Here is an 18,312-nt window from a genome sequence, read left to right on the forward strand (position 1 = left end):
AAATCCAAAATCTAAAATCGCATTATGCCAATGTTGTCAAGCCATCTAGATAGTCTTGCAACTGGCGATTATGGTCGTGAGACATCTGTCCTGGAGGTAGGGAATTGAGTGGAAAAGCTTGGATTTCCATCACTTCCAAAGTATCTTGAATTTCCATTTTTCCCCGCACTTCTGCTTCAACTACAATACAAATGGAATGAATTCTAGGATCGCGGTCTGGTGCGGAGTAAACACCAACTAAACGCCGAATTTTCACCAGTTCTAGTCCGGTTTCCTCCATCAACTCTCGTTGGACAGCATTGGGAACATCTTCTCCCCAGTCCACCATACCCCCAGGTAATGCCCACAGACCATTGTCACGCCTGCGGATGAGCACAATTCGACCATCTGGCAAAATAGGGATAATACTCGTGCCTGGGATGGGATGACGGAAGATAATGCCCAGTACGGTTTGTCCAATACGCCATAAGTTACGTGTGGACTGAACAGTCACACCAAAAAAAGCAAGAACGTTCAATTTTCAAATGTCTGCCTTGTAGTGTAGAGTTCCCCCACCACTCACACTTTCTCAACTGTAATGCTGAGTTGTATGTTGTACAACAATGCTCGTGGTTTGGGGTATTATTCTAACGATTTAACGTAGAATTTAAATTAATTCTACCATTTGCTGACAAGAAAAACAGTGTATGTATATATACATATAATTCGGAGTCGATGTAATTTTTAGCTTATAGCAAAAGCATTATACTTGCTGTCACCAGCAGTAAAATCTGTTTTTTGATACAAATTCATCAGATAAATAAAAAAATTCAATCAGTTAAATTGAAAACTCAAATCAGTTCCGCAACTATAATTTGTATTTTTACTTTTCTACAATTTTTTCATCACAATTTCTCTTGATCAAGGAGCAGCTTTCCCTAATAACTACAATACTAAGGCAGGGTTATGGTTAGCTCTCAAATTGGCTTGGTTAAGAATTTGGGCATTCGCGATACGCACAACTACTCATTGTAAGCAGAGTGATCATTCGAGAGAGCAATTGACATCAAAAAAATAAATGTGCTACTATTGTTGACCGTCTGAAAGTATGTAACTTGCAGAACTAGGCTAAAATTGCATAAGTCATACTAATAAGTGTTATTGCCTAAATTGAGCCTAGAGGCAGTTTTTTTGTTGTTTATTCATGAGGTGAACATGGCTAAGCGCCGCAATCCAAAAAAAGAAAAGGCGCTACGGAACCAGGCATACGCCCGAAAGTTTCGTAAACGAACCACAACAGGGCGTTTCCAAAGAAGGTTCCAACAACGACCGCCGAAGAGCGAAGAAGATGAGGGCGCAGCAGCAATTGATGCTGAATAAGTTCCCAGTTGAAATGTTTTTTGCCCTATAGCTCTTTCGGGTATCAGGGCGTACATTTGTACGCCCTGATTCATTATTCAGCGGTAATTTGAGCGCGGGCGGCAACAAGTGCTTGCCTAACTTGGGCAAAACCTGTGCCACCATAGCTATTACGAGCAGCAACGACTTGCCGAGGCGATATCGCCTCGTAAATGTCTGCTGCAAATGCTGGATGCAGTTGCTTCCACTCCTCCAAGCTCAGATCTTTGAGGAGTTTCCCGGCGGCAATACTAGTTTTTACCACTTTGCCCACAAGATTGTATGCTTCCCGGAAAGGTACACCGCGTGCGGCAAGATAATCTGCTACATCGGTAGCGTTAGAGAAGTCTTCTGTCACTGCTTGTTCTAAGCGCGCTTTACGAAATTCCAAACCTTCTTGGAGTAAGATCGTCATTGCTTGCAAACAAGCTTTAACAGTATTGACACTGTCAAATAAACCTTCCTTGTCCTCTTGCAGGTCTTTGTTGTACGCCAAGGGTAGCCCCTTCATCATGACTAACATTGCCTGGAGATGACCAAATACACGTCCTGTTTTCCCCCGCACGAGTTCCGGTACGTCGGGGTTTTTCTTTTGGGGCATAATGCTAGAACCAGTAGCGCAACTATCTTTGAGGGTGACAAAGCGAAATTCCTCTGACGCCCAAAGAATCACCTCTTCTGAAAGACGACTGAGGTGAACCATAATGAGACTGGCAGCACAGAGAAATTCGATCGCAAAATCGCGATCGCTCACTCCGTCCAGGCTGTTTGCATAAACTCCCTCAAAATCCAAAAGTTGGGCTGTATAGTGACGATCTATGGGGAAAGTTGTTCCAGCCAAAGCCCCACACCCCAACGGTGAGATATTCACTCGGCGAGAAACATCTGCTAAACGTTCCCAGTCACGTTGCGCCATATGAAAGTATGCCAGCAAGTGGTGAGCTAAACTCAGAGGTTGGGCGCGTTGCAGATGCGTATAACCAGGAATCAGTGTTTCAACGTGTTGTTCAGCGATATCTAGTAAAACTAGTTGAAATTCTCGCAATTGGTTGCGGATTTGTTGAATTTGGTCGCGTAGGTAAAGTCTGGTATCAGTACCTACTTGGTCATTGCGGGAACGAGCAGTGTGTAACTTTTTACCTAAATCCCCGACAATTTCCACAAGACGCCGCTCAACGGCAAAATGCACGTCTTCCGCTTCGATACCTGGGTGAAATTTGCCTTGGCGATATTCTTGACGAATTTGCTCTAAACCCGCAACGAGTTGCTCTCCTTCTGCTTGAGAAATGATCCCAGTGTGAGCCAGCATTTTGGCATGAGCTTGAGAGCCTGTAAGGTCGTACTCTATTAATTGAATGTCAAAATTAATACTAGCATTAAAGCGAGCTATTGCAGGATGGAGTGCTGATTCAAATCGTTGACTCCAAGTTTGTTGTTCTGTCATGGTGTGCGAAAATTATGAATGCCAAATTATGAATTATGAAATAATTAACGTTAATCTTCAATGACATCCACCCAAAACCAGTTCTGATTGATTTTGAAAGAATCTAAGAGCCAAACAAAATAAGTTAAATTTTTCACTCCAAATATGTGATTTTCGATGGATGTCCCAGTATCGAATCTATACATCCAAGCTGTGTAATTTGGTTCTCCTTTAAACTTACCAACACTGGTAAAGAAAACAATTATTTTAGCTTTCTTATCTTGATCAGCTACAATATTGATTTCTCCACCTCTTTCACCACTTTTAGAAAGATGTGCATACTGAGGTGGTAATTGCATCTGGTAAACTTTGTATCGAATATGATTATCTAACTTTATTCTTTGGGATTCATTTGGTTGTAAATCCCCAGATTTTATCATGGCAACTACTGCTTCACGCTCTCGTAAAAGAGAATAAAAATCTGGTAGGATAATAGGATATTGAGCTAACCACAAACTTATAAAAGTAAGTAGAGTTATCAGTAAAAGAACTATCGATTTATATTGATTGCGTTGAAAATTTTGTAAAAAATACTGAACTGAAAAAATAGAAATAATGATAAAAACTATTAATAAACATAGAAAATAAACAGTTGGAGTGAACAGACTATGTTTTAAACTAATAGATAATATAGAATACAAGAGTGTATAGTTCAAAGAATGAGGTAAAAATAAACTTCTAACTAGAATTAATAAAATACTTATGAACAAAGATGAGTTTAGAATGATAAGCCGTTGTTTTCGTAAATTATCTCTAATCATTTAAATCTCCTAAAATTAACTCATAAAACATGACAAATTCTATTTCTTGATTAGCTATGCTTACAGCGATTTTCTGTAAGGTAGGTATTAATAAGATATCTCAAAGGTCGATTTTATAAGCTTTTATAGGCAAAAAAAGCCAAATGTTAGTGGTCTAATCATAGAAGAAGCACTGTAAATGGCAATATTTTTAGTAATTATCTACTCCTTTGCCGCTATAAGAATACCGATTAAATGAACCACGTTCAAAGCAGGGTACCCTCTGGAAATAGGCACGAAGGAAGAAAGGAAGAAGATAGGTAATCTTGTAGCAATAAGGGAGTCATAAAAAAAGAAACTTTTCAATTAAATTGACTCTCCCACAGGGAATTTGTTCCAAGAACAAAATTTTGTATCTACTTGATGAATAGCTGAAATGAATCTCAAATTAATAGTTTATTGAACTGTTCAAAAATAGAGTTTTAGAAAAAGATTTAGCGTGAGTCAGTATGGCTTATCCTCAGTCAATAGTATAGTTGTCAAGCCCTGGACGGATTGACTGCCCTATATATCAACTTACTTTGACAGCTAATAGGGAGAGTTGAAAATCATGTTTGAAGATAAGCCTAAAACTTCTGCTCTCCCAGAGATAGTCGTACCAGATATCCTACCCAACCAGCCTATTCTTGCGAGTCAGCCCCAAGCATGGAAGGGCATTATCGTAGAACACCATTCTCAACCGCCGTTTGAAATTCCTGAGCATTGCTTGCCACAAGATCTCATTGCCATTCAAACTGGACCTCCTATTAAGGTAGAAAATGTGGTGAATGGACGCTTCCAAAGCGGGTATTCTGTGAGTGGCGACCTAAGTATTCTGCCTGCTCACCAGCTCAACTGGGAGCGTTGGTATGGAAAAGCCGAATATATAGCTATACGCCTTGAGCCAGAATTGGTTGTAAGAGCCACAGAGCGATCGCCCGAAGCCAACCGCATTGAAATTATTCCACATCTGAGAATCCGCGACCCACTCTTGCAACAGATAGGGTTAGCACTGCTCAGAGAAGTCAAAGCCGAGGGAACTATAAGTCGTCTCTACGCTGAATCAATGGCGACTACGCTAGCGGTTCACCTCCTGAAACATTATTCCGCATCTCCACCAACTATTAAAAATTACACCAATAATCTGCCGCCGTCCAAATTGCAAGAAGTCATCGAGTATATCAATGAACATTTGTCGCAAGATTTGTCCTTGGCTGAACTCGCCGCCGTTGTTAATTTGAGTCCAAATTACTTTGTCACCTTGTTCAAACGCTCAACTGGTTTGTCTCCTTATCAGTACGTGATTCATTGCCGGGTTGAACGTGCTAAGGCACTACTAGCTGAGAATAAGTTACCTATTATCGAAGTTTGCGATCGCGTGGGATTCCAAAATCCTAGTCACTTCACAGCAGTATTTCGGCGGTTCATGGGAACAACGCCAAAAGCGTATCGAGAAGAAACCAGAAATTAGCCATCCATACCAAAAATCTTGATCATGCATTGCCAACGTAATTTCGTAAGATTACGACATTCAACGCAAGAATTGGCAAGACAGCAAGAGCCCGAGTTCTGTATGATTGCTACCGATTGAGGAACCAAGGAGAAATCAGCTGTAGGAAAGCGATGAGCAACACAAAAGATAAGAACCAACAATCAGGGGACAGTGGAAAAAGAAAAAATTCTCCGATGACGCGGCGCAAAATGATTGGCGCAGGTGTCGTAGGACTAGCAGCAACAGCAACAGCTCAAAGTGCTTTTGCCAATACCCAAAAACCAGTAGAACCAGAAAGCGGTAAGGTAAATTCTAACGGTAGATTCAAAGACAAGGTTGTACTGATTACCGGAGCAACATCAGGCATCGGCAAAACTACTGCTTACGCTTTTGCCAAAGAAGGAGCCAAAGTGTTCTTTTGTGGTCGTCGCACGAATCTTGGCGAAGCGAATGTTCTTGAAAATCAAGCTTTTGGCGGTGAAGCCACTTATATGCAAGCGGATGTCAGAAAAGAAACCGATGTCAGGAATTTCATTAATGGCTGTGTCCAAAAGTACGGTCGCATTGACATTGCCTTTAATAACGCTGGGATAGAAGCTCCACCAAAGGCGATCGCCGAATTGTCCTTGGAGGAGTGGAATAATGTCATAGCAACTAATGCGACAGGCGTTTTTCTTTCCATGAAGTATGAGATTCCTGTCATGCAGCGGCAAGGTGGCGGTATCATTGTCAACACAGCTTCAGTCGGCGGACACCAGGGATTTCCAAACATTGCGCCTTACGGGGCGAGCAAGGCTGGAATCATGTCCCTCACAAGAACTGCAGCTATGGAACTCACGGGTAAAAATATTCGTGTCAACTCCTTTTCTCCCGGTGCGGTTGACACGCCTATGTTGCGTCGAGCGTTGAGTTCTTGGGGTACGACGACCCAAGCCACTGCTAAAGATTATCCCATCAACAGACTGGCAACGGCAGAAGAGATGGCACGAGTTGTCATGTGGTTGTCTTCCGATGATGCTACGATTATGGTCGGCACCGATATCGATGCAACAGGTGGTTATCTCACCAAATAGTGAAAGTGGCAGATTCTTCCACAAATAGCGTGGATAAAATCTTATTTGCTTAATTTATAAGCCGTTCGCAAAATTTGCCCTGCTAGAACTGCTGCGCCAAAGCCATTATCAATATTCACCACACCCACACCAGCAGCACAAGAGTTGAGCATTGTCAAGAGTGGTGCTAAACCCCCAAAACTTGCGCCGTAACCAATGCTGGTAGGAACAGCGATCACAGGACAATCCGCCAAACCTGCAACCACGCTGGGTAAAGCGCCTTCCATCCCTGCTACAACAATCAACACCGATGCTGATTCGATGACGTGGCGGTTATTGAGCAAGCGGTGAATTCCTGCAACTCCCACATCCCAAAGCCGCTGCACCCGGAAACCAGAAAGTTCTGCGGTGACAGCAGCTTCCTCAGCAACAGGTAAATCAGCAGTGCCAGCAGAAAGAATCCCAATCGTGCCAAGATACTGTGGTTCAATGGTAGGCGGTGTAATGGCACAAATTCGCGCCGAGTCGTAGTAGCACAAACCTTGAACTTTTGTTTCCAGTGCAGCAAAAACGTCTGGTTCTATGCGTGTTGCCATCACCACTGGGTTGCGTTGGCGCATAGCTTCCATAATTTGAGCAATTTGATCAGAAGTTTTGCCAGGTCCCCAAATGACTTCTGGGAAGCCAGTTCTTAAGGCGCGATGATGGTCAATTTTGGCAAACTCGCCGACAGGTTCATAAGCTAAATTTTTGAGTTTTTCTAATGCTGCATCTGGGGTGATGTTACCATTGGCAACGGTTTCTAAGAGCGATCGCAAAGATTTCTCATCTGTCATTTGTCTGTTTTCCTTTGTCGCTTGTTCTTTGTTTAGCAGTCCTTTATCCTTGGTAATAAATGACTAATAACTAATAACTATTGTGCGACTTTAATTTCATACTTGTTCCACAACGCTCCTCTTTGAGAACCCATAGCAGAGAATTTGACATTTTCTAGGCGATCGCGTATCGCTGCTAATGATAAAGGATTCACCAAGTAAACGAAAGGTAAATATTCCTGTGCGAGGCGTTGCGTTTGGGCGTAAATTTCTTTGCGCTTCTGTTGGTCAAACTCTTGCGCTGCTTTTACATAAAGACGACCAATTTCTGCCTCCCAGTCTGGGACTTCTCTACCAATGAGCGGTTCTCGTCCTGGTTGTGATTTTTGGTTAAAGACGTGCAATCCACCATCAGGTGTCCAGATATTTGCTCCATCATGTGGTTCTGGTCCTCCAACAAAGCCTCCTATGTAACTTTCCCAATCGAAGGTATTAGTCAGCTTATCTGTGAGGGTATTAAAAGTCATTGGGTTAAAATCAGCTTGAATACCAATTCTACTTAAATCTTGCTTGATTTGTGAACCCATTGTCACACGGGTTTTATTTTCAACATTAGTTAACAGAGTGAAACGTACGCGATTACCATCAGCATCTAACAATTCGTTCCTAGCATTATATTTAAAACCTGCATTTAATAATAATTCTTTAGCTTTTTCTGGATTGTAATCATATACTTTCACTCCTTTCCTTAAAGGAGTATAAAAGGGGCTTTGAGGCTCAATTGGTGAATCTTGTAGCGTACCAATTCCCCGAAAGACGTTAGTCAAAATTGCTTTTCTATTGATAGCATGAGCAACTGCTTGCCGAAATGCTAACGTATTAAACCAACGAGATTTAACCGGATTAATAAGAGGCTGTCCGTTTTGCCGGCGACCTTTATTTAAATTGAAGGAAATAAAAGTTGTCGTAAATTCTGCCCCTCCATTGTAGATAGTAAATTTTCCCCGTTTTTCTTCACGCTTGAGCAACGAAAAATTTTCAGGACTCACAAGAACTGTATCTAGTCCACCAGAGCGAAATTGTAGAATCATCGTATCAGTCGATTCAATAATTTGCCAAACAATTCGCTCAGTATAAGGCAATTGATTACCTTGGCTATCTTTGCGCCAGTAATAAGGATTGCGCCGAAATACCACACGTTGACTGGGAGCATAACTTTCTATTTTGTAAGGACCATTAACAATAATTTTTGCAGGTTCGGTACCTGTTCCCCAAGTCGAGAGAAATTGAGGATTCCCATTTGCATCCTGAGATTTGAGAGATTCTTCTAAAGCATGTTTTGGCAAGATAGCAATTGAATTTGTTGACCCTCCAGTCGTTGAGTAGAGAAAAGGTGAAAACGGTTCAGGAAAAATAAATTCAACTTGGCGATTGTCTATTTTTCTTATTTTTGGAAAAGCTCCACTCGAACCAACTTTAACCCCATCTTTCCAATCAGTAGGAATTTTTGGGTTAAAAATAATATCTTGATAAGTAAAGATGACATCATCAGCAGTTAGTGGTTCGCCATCAGACCATTTCAAACCCTCGCGTAGGGTAAAAGTCATGCGCTTTTTATCATCAGAAATATTCCATGATTCAGCTAAGGCTGGCTCAATTTTGCCTGTCATAGCGTTAAGGGTTGTCAGTCCTTCAGCCGTAAACAAAAAAACGTGAGGATACTCTTGATTGAAGGCATAGTTAAAGGTTTTTGGGTCACCAATAGTACCTGTTACCCATTGGGAGACTTGCGCCGCATTAGTCTTGAATTTGGCTGGGTTGCAGCTGGTGAAAATTAACTGACAACTGAGCCATAGAGTTAATATCAGTACAATGGAAAACCAGCGGCGACGAAAAGGTAAGAGGGCAAACATGATGAGAGTGAAACACTAATCTCTTCGCATCATACACCTGAGTGTCCAGCTTGTACGACATATGGCAATTAACAAAGCAGTAGATTGGGTATAGCGCAAGCGTTACCCAACCTACTACTATACGACTATTGACTAATCCGTTACTTTGATTTCATGAATGTTCCAGAATGGGCCGCCAAGGGCAGAGTATTGAATGCCTTCAACGCGATCGCGCACCGCCGCCAATGAATAGGCGTTCACTAGGTAAATAAACGGTAAATATTCCTGGGTAATCTGCTGAGTTTCAGCATAAATCGCTTTAACCTTAGCTTCGTCAAACTCCCGTGCGGCTTGGATGTAGAGCTTCGCAATTTCCGCTTCCCAAGGAGCCACCTCCCAACCTTGAATGGGCTTTTGTCCTGGTTGGGGTTTCTGATTAAACATATGTAATCCACCTTCTGGTGCCCAGACATTAGCACCATCATTCGGTTCTAACCCGCCAGTAAGTCCCATCAGAGCAGCTTCCCAGTCCAAGGTGTTAGAAACTTTGTCTGTGAAAGCACTCCATGCTAATGGGGTAAAATCGACTTGAATACCGATTTTGCTCAAGTCTTGTTTAATTTGCGATCCTAGTGCCTCACGGATTTTATTTCCTGCATTGGTGACCAAAGTGAAGCGGACGCGGTTCCCCTCAGCATCTAGTAGCTCACCTCTGTCGTTATACTTAAATCCTGCTTTCAGTAGCAGTTCCTTCGCCTTTTGTGGATTGTAATCGTAAACTTTCAGCCCTTCTTTAGCCGAAAGGTAATAGGGGCTTTGCACAGAAATTGGAGAATTTTGCAGTTCTCCCAAACCACGAAAAGTATTGTTAATCATCGTTTGGCGGTCAATTGCATAAGCTATAGCCTGCCGAAATTCTACAGTATTGAACCAACGCGACTTTACGGGATTGACGAGCGGCTTGCCGTTCCTTTTACCTTTATTTAGATTGAACCAAACAAAATTCGTACCAGCAGCAGGACCACCATTGTAAATTGTGAACTTACCTTGTTTTTCTTGCCGCTTCAGCAAAGAAAAGAATTCTGGCGATACCCCCACAGAATCCAAGCTGCCAGAACGAAATTGCACCAAGGAAGTATCTGTTGATTCCACAATTTGCCAAATCATGCGTTCAATATAAGGCTGGGAATTGCCTTTATCATCCTTACGCCAGTAGTAGGGGTTGCGCCGGAGCACGACACGCTGGCTGGTTTCGTAACGCTCTAGCTTGTAAGGACCGTTGACAATAATTTGGTCTGGAGGAGTATCGATGCGCCACTTTGCTAGAAAGGTCGGCTTCCCCTCTGTATCTTTAGTCTTTACCGATTTTTGCAGCGCATGGGCAGGCAAAATCGGATAACCTGTATTCAGTAGGAAAGGTCTAAAAGGTTCCGGTACGCTAAACTCAACCCGACGTTCATCTACTTTTCGTACAGTAGGTAGCTTTCCACTTTCACCAATCCTCAAGGTGTCCCTGGCATCTGTAGGAATCGCTTCATTGAGGTAAATGTCATTGTAACTAAAGACTACATCATCTACTGTAAGTGGCTGTCCATCAGACCATTTCAAACCCTCGCGCAGAGTAAAAACAATCCGTAGTTTGTCATCAGAAATTTGCCAGGATTCGGCTAGGACTGGCTCGACTTTACCAGTTATTAGGTTTTGGGTGATTAACCCGTCAAAAAGTAATCCAAGAAGGGTTGTTGTTGATGCATCTTGATTGAGTGGGTAGTTAAAGGTTTGTGGGTCACTGAGCATGCTACGTACCAATTGCGGGACTTGAGCAGCTTGACTTTTAAACTGACTGGGATTGCAGCCATTGAGTGCTAACGTTACCCAAATACCCAGTAAAGCCAAAATCCAACTACGTCGAAAAATTTGTTTAAAAATGCCAGTATTCATAAATATTAACTTTATACTTAAGTAACAAGGCTAATATTGTAGCCAATTGAAGTATATTCTAGTGCTGCCAAAGCAGTTTTTCACACCAACGCTGTGTAAATTAATATGCAGCAGACTCAATTAGACTGAGACTGTAGCCAACCAAGTTCTGGGTGTTGCTGAAATACTGAACACCAGTATCTTGTAAAACTTCTGTCACTTCCCGCTTGCCGAATTCTTTAGAATTGCTACTTAAAAATACTTTAGTTTCATTAGGATGCAAGCGTGCGTGGTGAACTATGCACTCCAAAATGAGTTTGTCTATAACGTGTTTTTCTAGAATAGGTCTATTTAAATTTTCCTGAAGGATGCCTGTATTTAATGTAATCATTTCTGCCTTGCTAGAAAGCTGGTTAAAGGCTGAATAAAAAAGTTGCTCAATGTCATTTGTTCGTTTATTAAAGCTAACTCTGGCTTGGTCTAGCAGAGTACGAAGTAATTGTGCATTTTGTGAAGTTTTATCTCGTGCTGCCTCATTGATTTGGATGTCTACTCGTCTCAGGAAGTCTTTACTGTATTTCTCCTCTTGCTCCCATGTCGTAAGAGCTTCTACATAACAAATACTTGGCACTGCTAAACGGACTGATGTCGGCGTATTTTTCAGTAAGTCTTCTGCTTGACAATCTTGCCCTTTAGCAATGCTCATCAAAAAATTTGTCTCAACGTAAAGTATCACCGTTTATTATTAATAAGCTTGAGTGGTTCCCTCTTCTAATAACTGCAACAATCCAATTTTTGCCATCTCTTTAGATGCTGGCGATATTTCTGATTTCCAATGATAAGCTAAGTCACGCAGCCAAGCTTCTGTCAATCCTGTAAGGTAAAGATAAAATATTTTTTTTTGCTAAAATCTGGTTCATAATGACTTAGCACGTTAGCAGTATTAAGGCAGAAAATAGGTTCTGACAAATTCTTCCCGTCCCATTGAAAAATCAGAATGTTCTCCACATCAACAAGCATGACGTAAAGAATTAGAGTTCTTGCTAGTTGCAAGTAATCAATCAGTCGCAAAATTGCATATTTTTTAGTTTTTTCATCTGTAAAATTCAAGGAAAAACCTTTGACTTCAGCTATCAGAATAACTTGCCCTTCTTTATCTAATACCGTTTCTTTGTGAAGCTGCAATATATTTACCCCCGGCTAACGCCGTCCCCCCAAGGCATCGGGGGGACTACAGGGGGGTATTAATTAAGGCGGCGCATCTTCATACAGAATTGGTATAAGGCAACAAAATCTGGACGGTCTATGTCTTCTAAATTTATAGCTTGCATGGCTGTAATTTCCCACCAAGTTATGTTTTGTTTGCTGCTATCAACCATTGATTTCCATCGTATATCAATCCTAAATCATTCATGGATAACAAGATTCCCGACAACTTCGGCGAAGTCGGGAATCTTGGACAGCGCCCACCATACTTGGAAATTTATTCCTGCGTTAGCAAAACAACAGCGTAAGCACTAATACCTTCCTCGCGTCCAACTGGACCTAATTTTTCGTTGGTGGTGGCTTTGACGCCAACTTGATTCGGCTGTATTTGTAAAACTCCCGCTATTTTTTCCCGCATCTTCTCAATATGGGGTTTCAATTTTGGACGTTCTGCTACAACCACCGAGTCAATATTACCTATTTGCCAACCACGTTCTTGAACCAACTGATAGACTTTGCTTAACAGTACCAAACTATCTGCTCCTGCCCATTGGGGATCTGTGGGAGGAAAATAATGTCCAATGTCCCCCAAGGAAAGCGCCCCTAGCATAGCATCCATAATCGCGTGTGTTAGAACATCAGCATCGCTGTGTCCTAGCAAACCCAAGGAGTGGGGAATATTGACTCCGCCCAAAATTAGGGGGCGATCGCTCACCAAGCGGTGGATATCGTAGCCGTTACCAATACGAATATTCATTTTTTGGTTATTAGTCATTAGTCATTAGTCATTAGTCATTAGTTGTGGCTCACAAGTCAAGGATCAAGTAGAGAACCAAGCAAGTGTTAGGATTTGTAATTTTTCCCTTGCTCCCCTGCTCCCTTGCTCCCCTGCTCCCCTGCTCCCCTACTCCCCCGCTTACTCTCCTCCCAACTTTTGAGCAAATCAGGACGGCGCAGGCGTGTTCTTGTAATTTGTTGTTCGTAGCGCCACTTAGCAATTTCGGCGTGATTCCCAGAAAGTAGGACATCAGGAACTTTCCAGTCGCGAAATGTTGCTGGACGGGTATACTGGGGATAGTCCAACAACCCCTCTTCAAAGCTTTCTGCGGTTAGGGACTCAACTTTACTGACAGTTCCCGGTAGGAGGCGCACTACACCATTCATTAATGCCATTGCTGGAATTTCCCCACCAGTGAGAATAAAATCGCCCAAAGATACCTCACGGTCAACTAAATGCAGCACTCGCTCATCCACTCCTTCGTAATGACCACAAATGACGACCAACTGGTCATAATTCGTCGCTAATTCTCGCAACAGCGGCTGATTCATCGTTTGACCTTGGGGGCTCATCAAAATCACCTCTCTGCGGCATAAAATCGGCAGCGACTCCACAGCGGCAAAGATAGGTTCTGGCTTCATCAGCATTCCCACACCGCCGCCGTAAGGTTCATCATCGACTTTCCGGTGCTTATCGGTGGTAAAGTCCCGTGGATTAATCAGATGCACAGAGGCAATCTGCTTTGCTAGAGCCTTACTTATCAGCCCGGAATTGAGAACAGAGGTAAAACAGTCAGGAAACAGCGTAACTATATCAAAGCGCACAGTATTTCGTATTGGAGAACACTAATCTGAAATTGGATGATTTAAAAATGATGTTGTGTCACAGACATCTCAACATGATCAAGCGTATCTAAAAGTACCGGAAATATTGGATCTTCCGTGTGAACACAAGTTTTTCTAATTACTTAATTTATGTTTAAATATTGTCACATCTAGATTTAGATTATTAAACTGAACGTTTGTTAACAACTTCCAGGATGCATCAAGCCAGCCTCAGAAGAAAGCGTGTCAAGACCTGCTTTTCTCCCTTTTCTGGGGGTGTAGGCGGTACGGGGTGAGGAAAGCCCCCAAAAATAAATTTGGGGGACTCAATAAAGAATCTGGTTGTTTTTCTCGATGAACAAATTCAGAGACTTCAAATCAAATTTTCGCTCGTCACAGGTGTTCAAACCCCCCTGTTCCCTAACAACCGAACAGGTGGCTCATTGTCGCCGCGTCTCTACACCCCAACACTTTCCCCTTTTAAGGGCTTTGGTGAAAAACAAGGTGCCGACGAGTGAGGAACGGCAAAGGACACTCCCCACTTCTGAGCATTTTGTGCGTGAAGCACTGTCCTAATCCGAGGCGAAGCGTAAAAAGAATCAGGCGAAAGCTACCTTGTTTAATTCACCTGAAGTTGTTGACAGGAGAAACACAATGCCGCAATTAAAAGCCAAATCGCTGGAAATGAGGACACCCCAAGCAACTAAAACCGCCGTTCTGGTTATCGGAGGCGCAGAAGACAAAGTACATGGACGCGAAATTTTGCGGACATTTGTCAGTCGCTCTGGTGCCAGCAATGCCCATATTACAATTATTCCCTCTGCCTCCCGCGAACCAAGTATCATAGGTGGCAGGTATGTCCGTATATTTGAAGAAATGGGTGCTAAGAAAGTCGAAATCTTAGACATTCGAGAACGAGAGCAATGTGAAGACTCCTACATCCAAGCATCTCTAGAAGGTTGTACGGGAGTATTTTTGACAGGCGGAGACCAATTGCGCCTGTGTGGCGTTTTGTCAGATACGCCAGCAATGAGTATTATCCGCCAGCGGGTCAGGGGTGGACAACTCACCTTGGCAGGCACGAGTGCAGGAGCGGCGGTGATGGGGCATCATATGATAGCAGGTGGCGGTAGTGGTGAATCGCCAAATCGCTCCCTAGTGGATATGGCTACCGGTTTGGGATTTATCCCAGAAGTGATCGTAGACCAACACTTCCACAATCGCAATCGCATGGTGCGCCTGGTGAGCGCCCTGGCTGCTCATCCGGATCGCCTTGGTATTGGCATCGATGAAGATACATGTGCCATGTTTGAGCGGGATGGTTGGTTGCAAGTCTTAGGCAAAGGTAGTGTTACGATTGTAGATCCAACTGAGGTCACTCACACTAATGAGCCACACGTAGGTGCAACTGAACCGTTAAATCTTCATAATCTACGGCTGCACATTCTCAGTCACGGCGATCGCTATCACTTGTACCAACGTACAGTATTACCAGCTGTGTACCGAGTCTCCAGCTGACGGCAAACAGTAGCTGAGGTTACACTGGGTTGACCGCTAAATTCTAGATTGCAGCAGAAAAACAGAGAATAATACGATGTAAGCAGAAAAAACTGTTTACCATGAACAGTTAAGCGGTCAATTCCAGTAAGAAACTAGAATTTTGGTTCCGAATCTCCATCTACCTATTTCCCATGAGAATCCTCAAGATCCAGACTTTACGCGGCCCCAACTATTGGAGCATTCGACGCCACAAGCTGATTGTCATGCGCCTCGATTTGGAAAATATTGCCGAGACGCCCACCAACGAAATTCCCGGCTTTTATGAAGGATTAGTTGAGGCTCTACCCAGTCTGGAAGGTCATTTTTGCTCACCTGGCTGTCGTGGTGGTTTTTTGATGCGCGTGCGCGAAGGCACCATGATGGGTCATGTTGTGGAACACGTAGCCCTAGAACTACAAGATTTGGCTGGAATGCACGTAGGCTTTGGTCGAACCCGAGAAACGTCAACATCGGGAGTTTACCAGGTAGTGTTCGAGTATCTGAACGAGGAAGCGGGACGCTACGCTGGTAGAGCAGCAGTACGGCTGTGCCAAAGTATTGTTGATCGAGGTCGCTATCCAAAGGCAGAATTAGAGCAAGATTTGCAAGACCTGAAAGACTTATGGCGTGACGCGGCTTTAGGACCGAGTACGGAAACACTTATCAAAGAAGCAGAAAAAAGAGGCATTCCCTGGATGCAGCTTGGGGCACGCTTTTTGATTCAGTTGGGCTACGGGGTGAATCAAAAGCGTGTACAAGCGACAATGACAGACAACACCGGCATCTTGGGAGTAGAACTCGCCTGCGACAAAGAAGCCACCAAACGCATTCTCGCCAACGCCGGAATTCCTGTACCAAGAGGTACGGTGATCAACTTCTTGGACGATTTAGAAGAAGCCATTGAACAAGTTGGCGGCTACCCCATTGTGATCAAACCTTTGGATGGGAATCACGGACGCGGTATCTCCATCAATATCACTTCCAGGGAAGAAGCAGAAGCTGCATACGATTCTGCCAGACAGGTTTCCCGGTCAATTATTGTTGAGCGGTATTACACCGGGCGCGACCACCGGGTTCTCGTGGTGGATGGTAAACTCGTAGCAGTTGCTGAACGTGTGCCAGCTAATGTGATTGGCGATGGCAAATCCACCATCTTTGAACTGATTGAGGAAACTAACAAAGACCCAAACCGTGGTGAGGGACATGATAACGTCCTCACCAAAATTGAACTAGACCGCACCAGCTACCAACTGATGGAAAAGCAAGGTCGCACGCTTAACACCGTGTTACCTAAAGGCGAAATTTGTTATCTGCGGGCAACGGCAAACTTGAGTACAGGGGGCAGTGCCGTAGACCGTACAGATGAAATCCATCCAGAAAATGTTTGGCTGGCACAACGGATAGTGAAAATCATCGGTTTGGATATTGCCGGAATTGATATTGTGACAGCGGATATTAGCCGTCCCTTGCGAGAAGTGGATGGTGTGATTGTAGAAGTTAACGCAGCTCCCGGATTCCGGATGCACGTCGCTCCAAGCCAAGGTATCCCTCGTAATGTCGGGGGAGCAGTGATGGATATGTTGTTCCCATCTGATAAAACCAGTCGCATACCCATTCTTGCCGTCACAGGCACCAACGGCAAAACCACTACCACCCGGCTATTGGCACACATTTTCAAGCAGACAAATAAAGTCGTAGGTTATACAACTACAGACGGGACATACATAGGAAATTACTTGGTTGAAGTGGGAGACAATACTGGTCCCCAAAGTGCGCAGCTGATTCTACAAGATCCAACAGTGGAAGTGGCGGTACTGGAAAGTGCTCGTGGGGGTATTCTCCGGTCTGGACTGGCTTTTGAAAACGCTAATGTAGGTATAGTATTAAATGTTACGTCTGACCACCTGGGGATAGGCGACATTGATAATATTGAACAGTTGGCGCATCTCAAGAGCGTGATTGCTGAAGCGGTGTTTCCCGACGGTTACGCAGTCCTCAATGCTGATGATCCCCGAGTTGCTGCTATGGCAGAAAAAACAAAAGCAAATATTGCTTACTTCACCATGAACCCAGATGCGGAATTGGTGCGAAAGCACATTCAACAGGGAGGAGTCGCCGCAGTCTATGAAAATGGCTATCTGTCAATATTGAAAGGCGATTGGACGCACCGGATTGAACGAGCAGAAAATATACCCCTGACAATGGGCGGACGTGCGCCGTTTATGATAGCCAACGCTTTAGCAGCTTCTTTGGCAGCATTCGTACAAAATGTTTCGATAGAGCAAATTCGTGGTGGTTTGAATACCTTTCGCGCTTCGGTGAGTCAAACACCAGGACGGATGAACTTATTTAATTTGGGTAACTACCACGCGTTGGTAGACTATGCGCACAATCCAGCGAGTTATCAAGCATTAGGCGCTTTCGTCCGTAATTGGACTTCTGGTAAACGTATTGGGGTGATCGGTGGACCAGGCGATCGCCGCGACGAAGACTTTATCATGTTAGGCAAACTGGCAGCAGAGATTTTTGACTCAATCATCGTCAAAGAAGATGATGACACTAGAGGACGGGTGCGGGGTACAGCTGCTGATTTGATTGTTCGAGGCATTAAGGAAGTCAACCCCAACCGTGAGTATGAAACAATTCTTAATGAAACAGAAGCCGTTAACAGAGCCTTGGACACTGCTCCAGATAACAGTCTAGTCGTCATTTTGCCAGAAAGCATCAACCGCGCTATTAAGTTAATTACAGCGCGTGGAGTCGTCAAAGAAGAGATAACTCAACAAAATACCAACTCGCCCATTGTAGATTCCCAAATTGGGGTACCATCTTCTGTGGTAAATACAGTATTATGAGTTTTAAAAAAGGAAGAAAGAAGATAGAACTTCATTCTTCAACTTTCTTTCTTCACTCTTGTGTTTTTTCCGGATTAGTATCGTCACTGGGATTCTTCAGTTCCTCCTTAAAACCTCGCAGAGTTTTCCCCAGTGCGCTGCCTAATTCTGGAATTTTTTTTGGTCCAAAAATGATCACAGCAACCAGGGCGATTATACCGACTTCTGGCCATCCCAATCCAAACATAAGTTTCTCCTATCTACGTAACCAAGCAACAGACCTTTATTAACTATAGACATATGTGCTCAGGCTACCACCAA

Annotated in this window: 19 protein-coding genes; 6 read left to right on the forward strand and 13 right to left on the reverse strand. The window is 43.5% G+C overall.

The window, feature by feature from the left end; genetic code table 11:
• Nucleotides 1-22: 22 nt before the first annotated feature.
• Nucleotides 23-517 (reverse strand): NUDIX domain-containing protein, encoded by a 495-nt coding sequence (locus tag AACT52_RS23380; protein ID WP_073627375.1) that lies wholly within the window; start codon nucleotides 515-517, stop codon nucleotides 23-25.
• Between the two features lie 677 nt (nucleotides 518-1,194).
• Here AACT52_RS23380 and AACT52_RS23385 point away from each other — a divergent pair.
• Nucleotides 1,195-1,359, forward strand: a complete 165-nt coding sequence (locus tag AACT52_RS23385; RefSeq protein ID WP_198940821.1) for a hypothetical protein — start codon at nucleotides 1,195-1,197, stop codon at nucleotides 1,357-1,359.
• A gap of 73 nt (nucleotides 1,360-1,432) precedes the next feature.
• On the opposite strand, the gene argH is transcribed toward AACT52_RS23385, so the two are convergent.
• Together argH and AACT52_RS23395 are read right to left on the reverse strand one after the other, a co-directional pair.
• Complete coding sequence (gene argH, locus AACT52_RS23390) at nucleotides 1,433-2,821, reverse strand: argininosuccinate lyase (protein ID WP_073627379.1); 1,389 nt, start codon at nucleotides 2,819-2,821, stop codon at nucleotides 1,433-1,435.
• 50 nt (nucleotides 2,822-2,871) lie between these two features.
• Complete coding sequence (locus tag AACT52_RS23395) at nucleotides 2,872-3,621, reverse strand: hypothetical protein (RefSeq protein WP_073627381.1); 750 nt, start codon at nucleotides 3,619-3,621, stop codon at nucleotides 2,872-2,874.
• 589 nt (nucleotides 3,622-4,210) lie between these two features.
• On the opposite strand from AACT52_RS23395, the gene AACT52_RS23400 reads away from it, so the two are divergent.
• Both AACT52_RS23400 and AACT52_RS23405 read left to right on the forward strand, forming a co-directional pair.
• Nucleotides 4,211-5,110, forward strand: a complete 900-nt coding sequence (locus tag AACT52_RS23400; RefSeq protein WP_073627382.1) for a helix-turn-helix domain-containing protein — start codon at nucleotides 4,211-4,213, stop codon at nucleotides 5,108-5,110.
• 152 nt (nucleotides 5,111-5,262) lie between these two features.
• The gene (locus AACT52_RS23405) at nucleotides 5,263-6,204 is read left to right on the forward strand and encodes an SDR family NAD(P)-dependent oxidoreductase (RefSeq protein ID WP_083629975.1); all 942 of its coding nucleotides are present in this window, start codon (nucleotides 5,263-5,265) and stop codon (nucleotides 6,202-6,204) included.
• 41 nt (nucleotides 6,205-6,245) lie between these two features.
• Here the strand turns inward: AACT52_RS23405 and larB are convergent, their stop codons facing one another.
• From larB to trmD, 9 genes are all read right to left on the reverse strand, one after another.
• On the reverse strand, nucleotides 6,246-7,019 hold the full coding sequence (larB, locus tag AACT52_RS23410; RefSeq protein ID WP_073627383.1) for a nickel pincer cofactor biosynthesis protein LarB: 774 nt from the start codon (nucleotides 7,017-7,019) through the stop codon (nucleotides 6,246-6,248).
• Nucleotides 7,020-7,096: 77 nt separating this feature from the next.
• Nucleotides 7,097-8,911 (reverse strand): ABC transporter substrate-binding protein, encoded by a 1,815-nt coding sequence (locus AACT52_RS23415; protein ID WP_073627384.1) that lies wholly within the window; start codon nucleotides 8,909-8,911, stop codon nucleotides 7,097-7,099.
• Nucleotides 8,912-9,043: 132 nt separating this feature from the next.
• The gene (locus tag AACT52_RS23420) at nucleotides 9,044-10,831 is read right to left on the reverse strand and encodes an ABC transporter substrate-binding protein (protein ID WP_073627385.1); all 1,788 of its coding nucleotides are present in this window, start codon (nucleotides 10,829-10,831) and stop codon (nucleotides 9,044-9,046) included.
• Nucleotides 10,832-10,931: 100 nt separating this feature from the next.
• A complete protein-coding gene (locus AACT52_RS23425; protein ID WP_272937058.1) occupies nucleotides 10,932-11,546 on the reverse strand; it encodes a PIN domain-containing protein in 615 nt (204 codons plus the stop codon).
• A gap of 9 nt (nucleotides 11,547-11,555) precedes the next feature.
• A complete protein-coding gene (locus tag AACT52_RS23430; protein WP_272937059.1) occupies nucleotides 11,556-11,681 on the reverse strand; it encodes a hypothetical protein in 126 nt (41 codons plus the stop codon).
• Nucleotides 11,678-11,995 (reverse strand): hypothetical protein, encoded by a 318-nt coding sequence (locus AACT52_RS23435; RefSeq protein WP_233153784.1) that lies wholly within the window; start codon nucleotides 11,993-11,995, stop codon nucleotides 11,678-11,680. The genes AACT52_RS23430 and AACT52_RS23435 overlap by 4 nt, the downstream gene beginning before the upstream one ends.
• Nucleotides 11,996-12,054: 59 nt before the next feature.
• Nucleotides 12,055-12,189, reverse strand: coding sequence for a hypothetical protein (locus AACT52_RS23440; RefSeq protein ID WP_272937060.1), 135 nt, complete (start codon nucleotides 12,187-12,189; stop codon nucleotides 12,055-12,057).
• A 104-nt stretch (nucleotides 12,190-12,293) separates the two neighbouring features.
• Entirely contained in the window at nucleotides 12,294-12,773 is a 480-nt protein-coding gene (gene ispF / locus AACT52_RS23445; protein WP_073627447.1) for a 2-C-methyl-D-erythritol 2,4-cyclodiphosphate synthase, read from the reverse strand.
• Between the two features lie 86 nt (nucleotides 12,774-12,859).
• Nucleotides 12,860-13,618, reverse strand: a complete 759-nt coding sequence (trmD, locus tag AACT52_RS23450; protein ID WP_073627386.1) for a tRNA (guanosine(37)-N1)-methyltransferase TrmD — start codon at nucleotides 13,616-13,618, stop codon at nucleotides 12,860-12,862.
• Between the two features lie 354 nt (nucleotides 13,619-13,972).
• Between trmD and AACT52_RS23455 the strand changes: the two genes are divergently transcribed.
• From AACT52_RS23455 to cphA, 3 genes are all read left to right on the forward strand, one after another.
• The gene (locus AACT52_RS23455) at nucleotides 13,973-14,194 is read left to right on the forward strand and encodes a hypothetical protein (protein WP_143172708.1); all 222 of its coding nucleotides are present in this window, start codon (nucleotides 13,973-13,975) and stop codon (nucleotides 14,192-14,194) included.
• A gap of 78 nt (nucleotides 14,195-14,272) precedes the next feature.
• A complete protein-coding gene (locus AACT52_RS23460; RefSeq protein WP_073627387.1) occupies nucleotides 14,273-15,136 on the forward strand; it encodes a cyanophycinase in 864 nt (287 codons plus the stop codon).
• Nucleotides 15,137-15,309: 173 nt separating this feature from the next.
• A complete protein-coding gene (gene cphA, locus AACT52_RS23465; RefSeq protein WP_073627388.1) occupies nucleotides 15,310-18,012 on the forward strand; it encodes a cyanophycin synthetase in 2,703 nt (900 codons plus the stop codon).
• A gap of 52 nt (nucleotides 18,013-18,064) precedes the next feature.
• Here the strand turns inward: cphA and AACT52_RS23470 are convergent, their stop codons facing one another.
• Nucleotides 18,065-18,238 carry a Sec-independent protein translocase subunit TatA/TatB gene (locus AACT52_RS23470; protein ID WP_073627389.1) on the reverse strand — a complete coding sequence of 58 codons (174 nt, stop codon included), beginning with the start codon at nucleotides 18,236-18,238 and terminating at the stop codon, nucleotides 18,065-18,067.
• Nucleotides 18,239-18,312: the final 74 nt, after the last annotated feature.

It is taken from the genome of Scytonema sp. HK-05, from assembly GCF_963872035.1.
GTDB lineage: Bacteria > Cyanobacteriota > Cyanobacteriia > Cyanobacteriales > Nostocaceae > Kalymmatonema.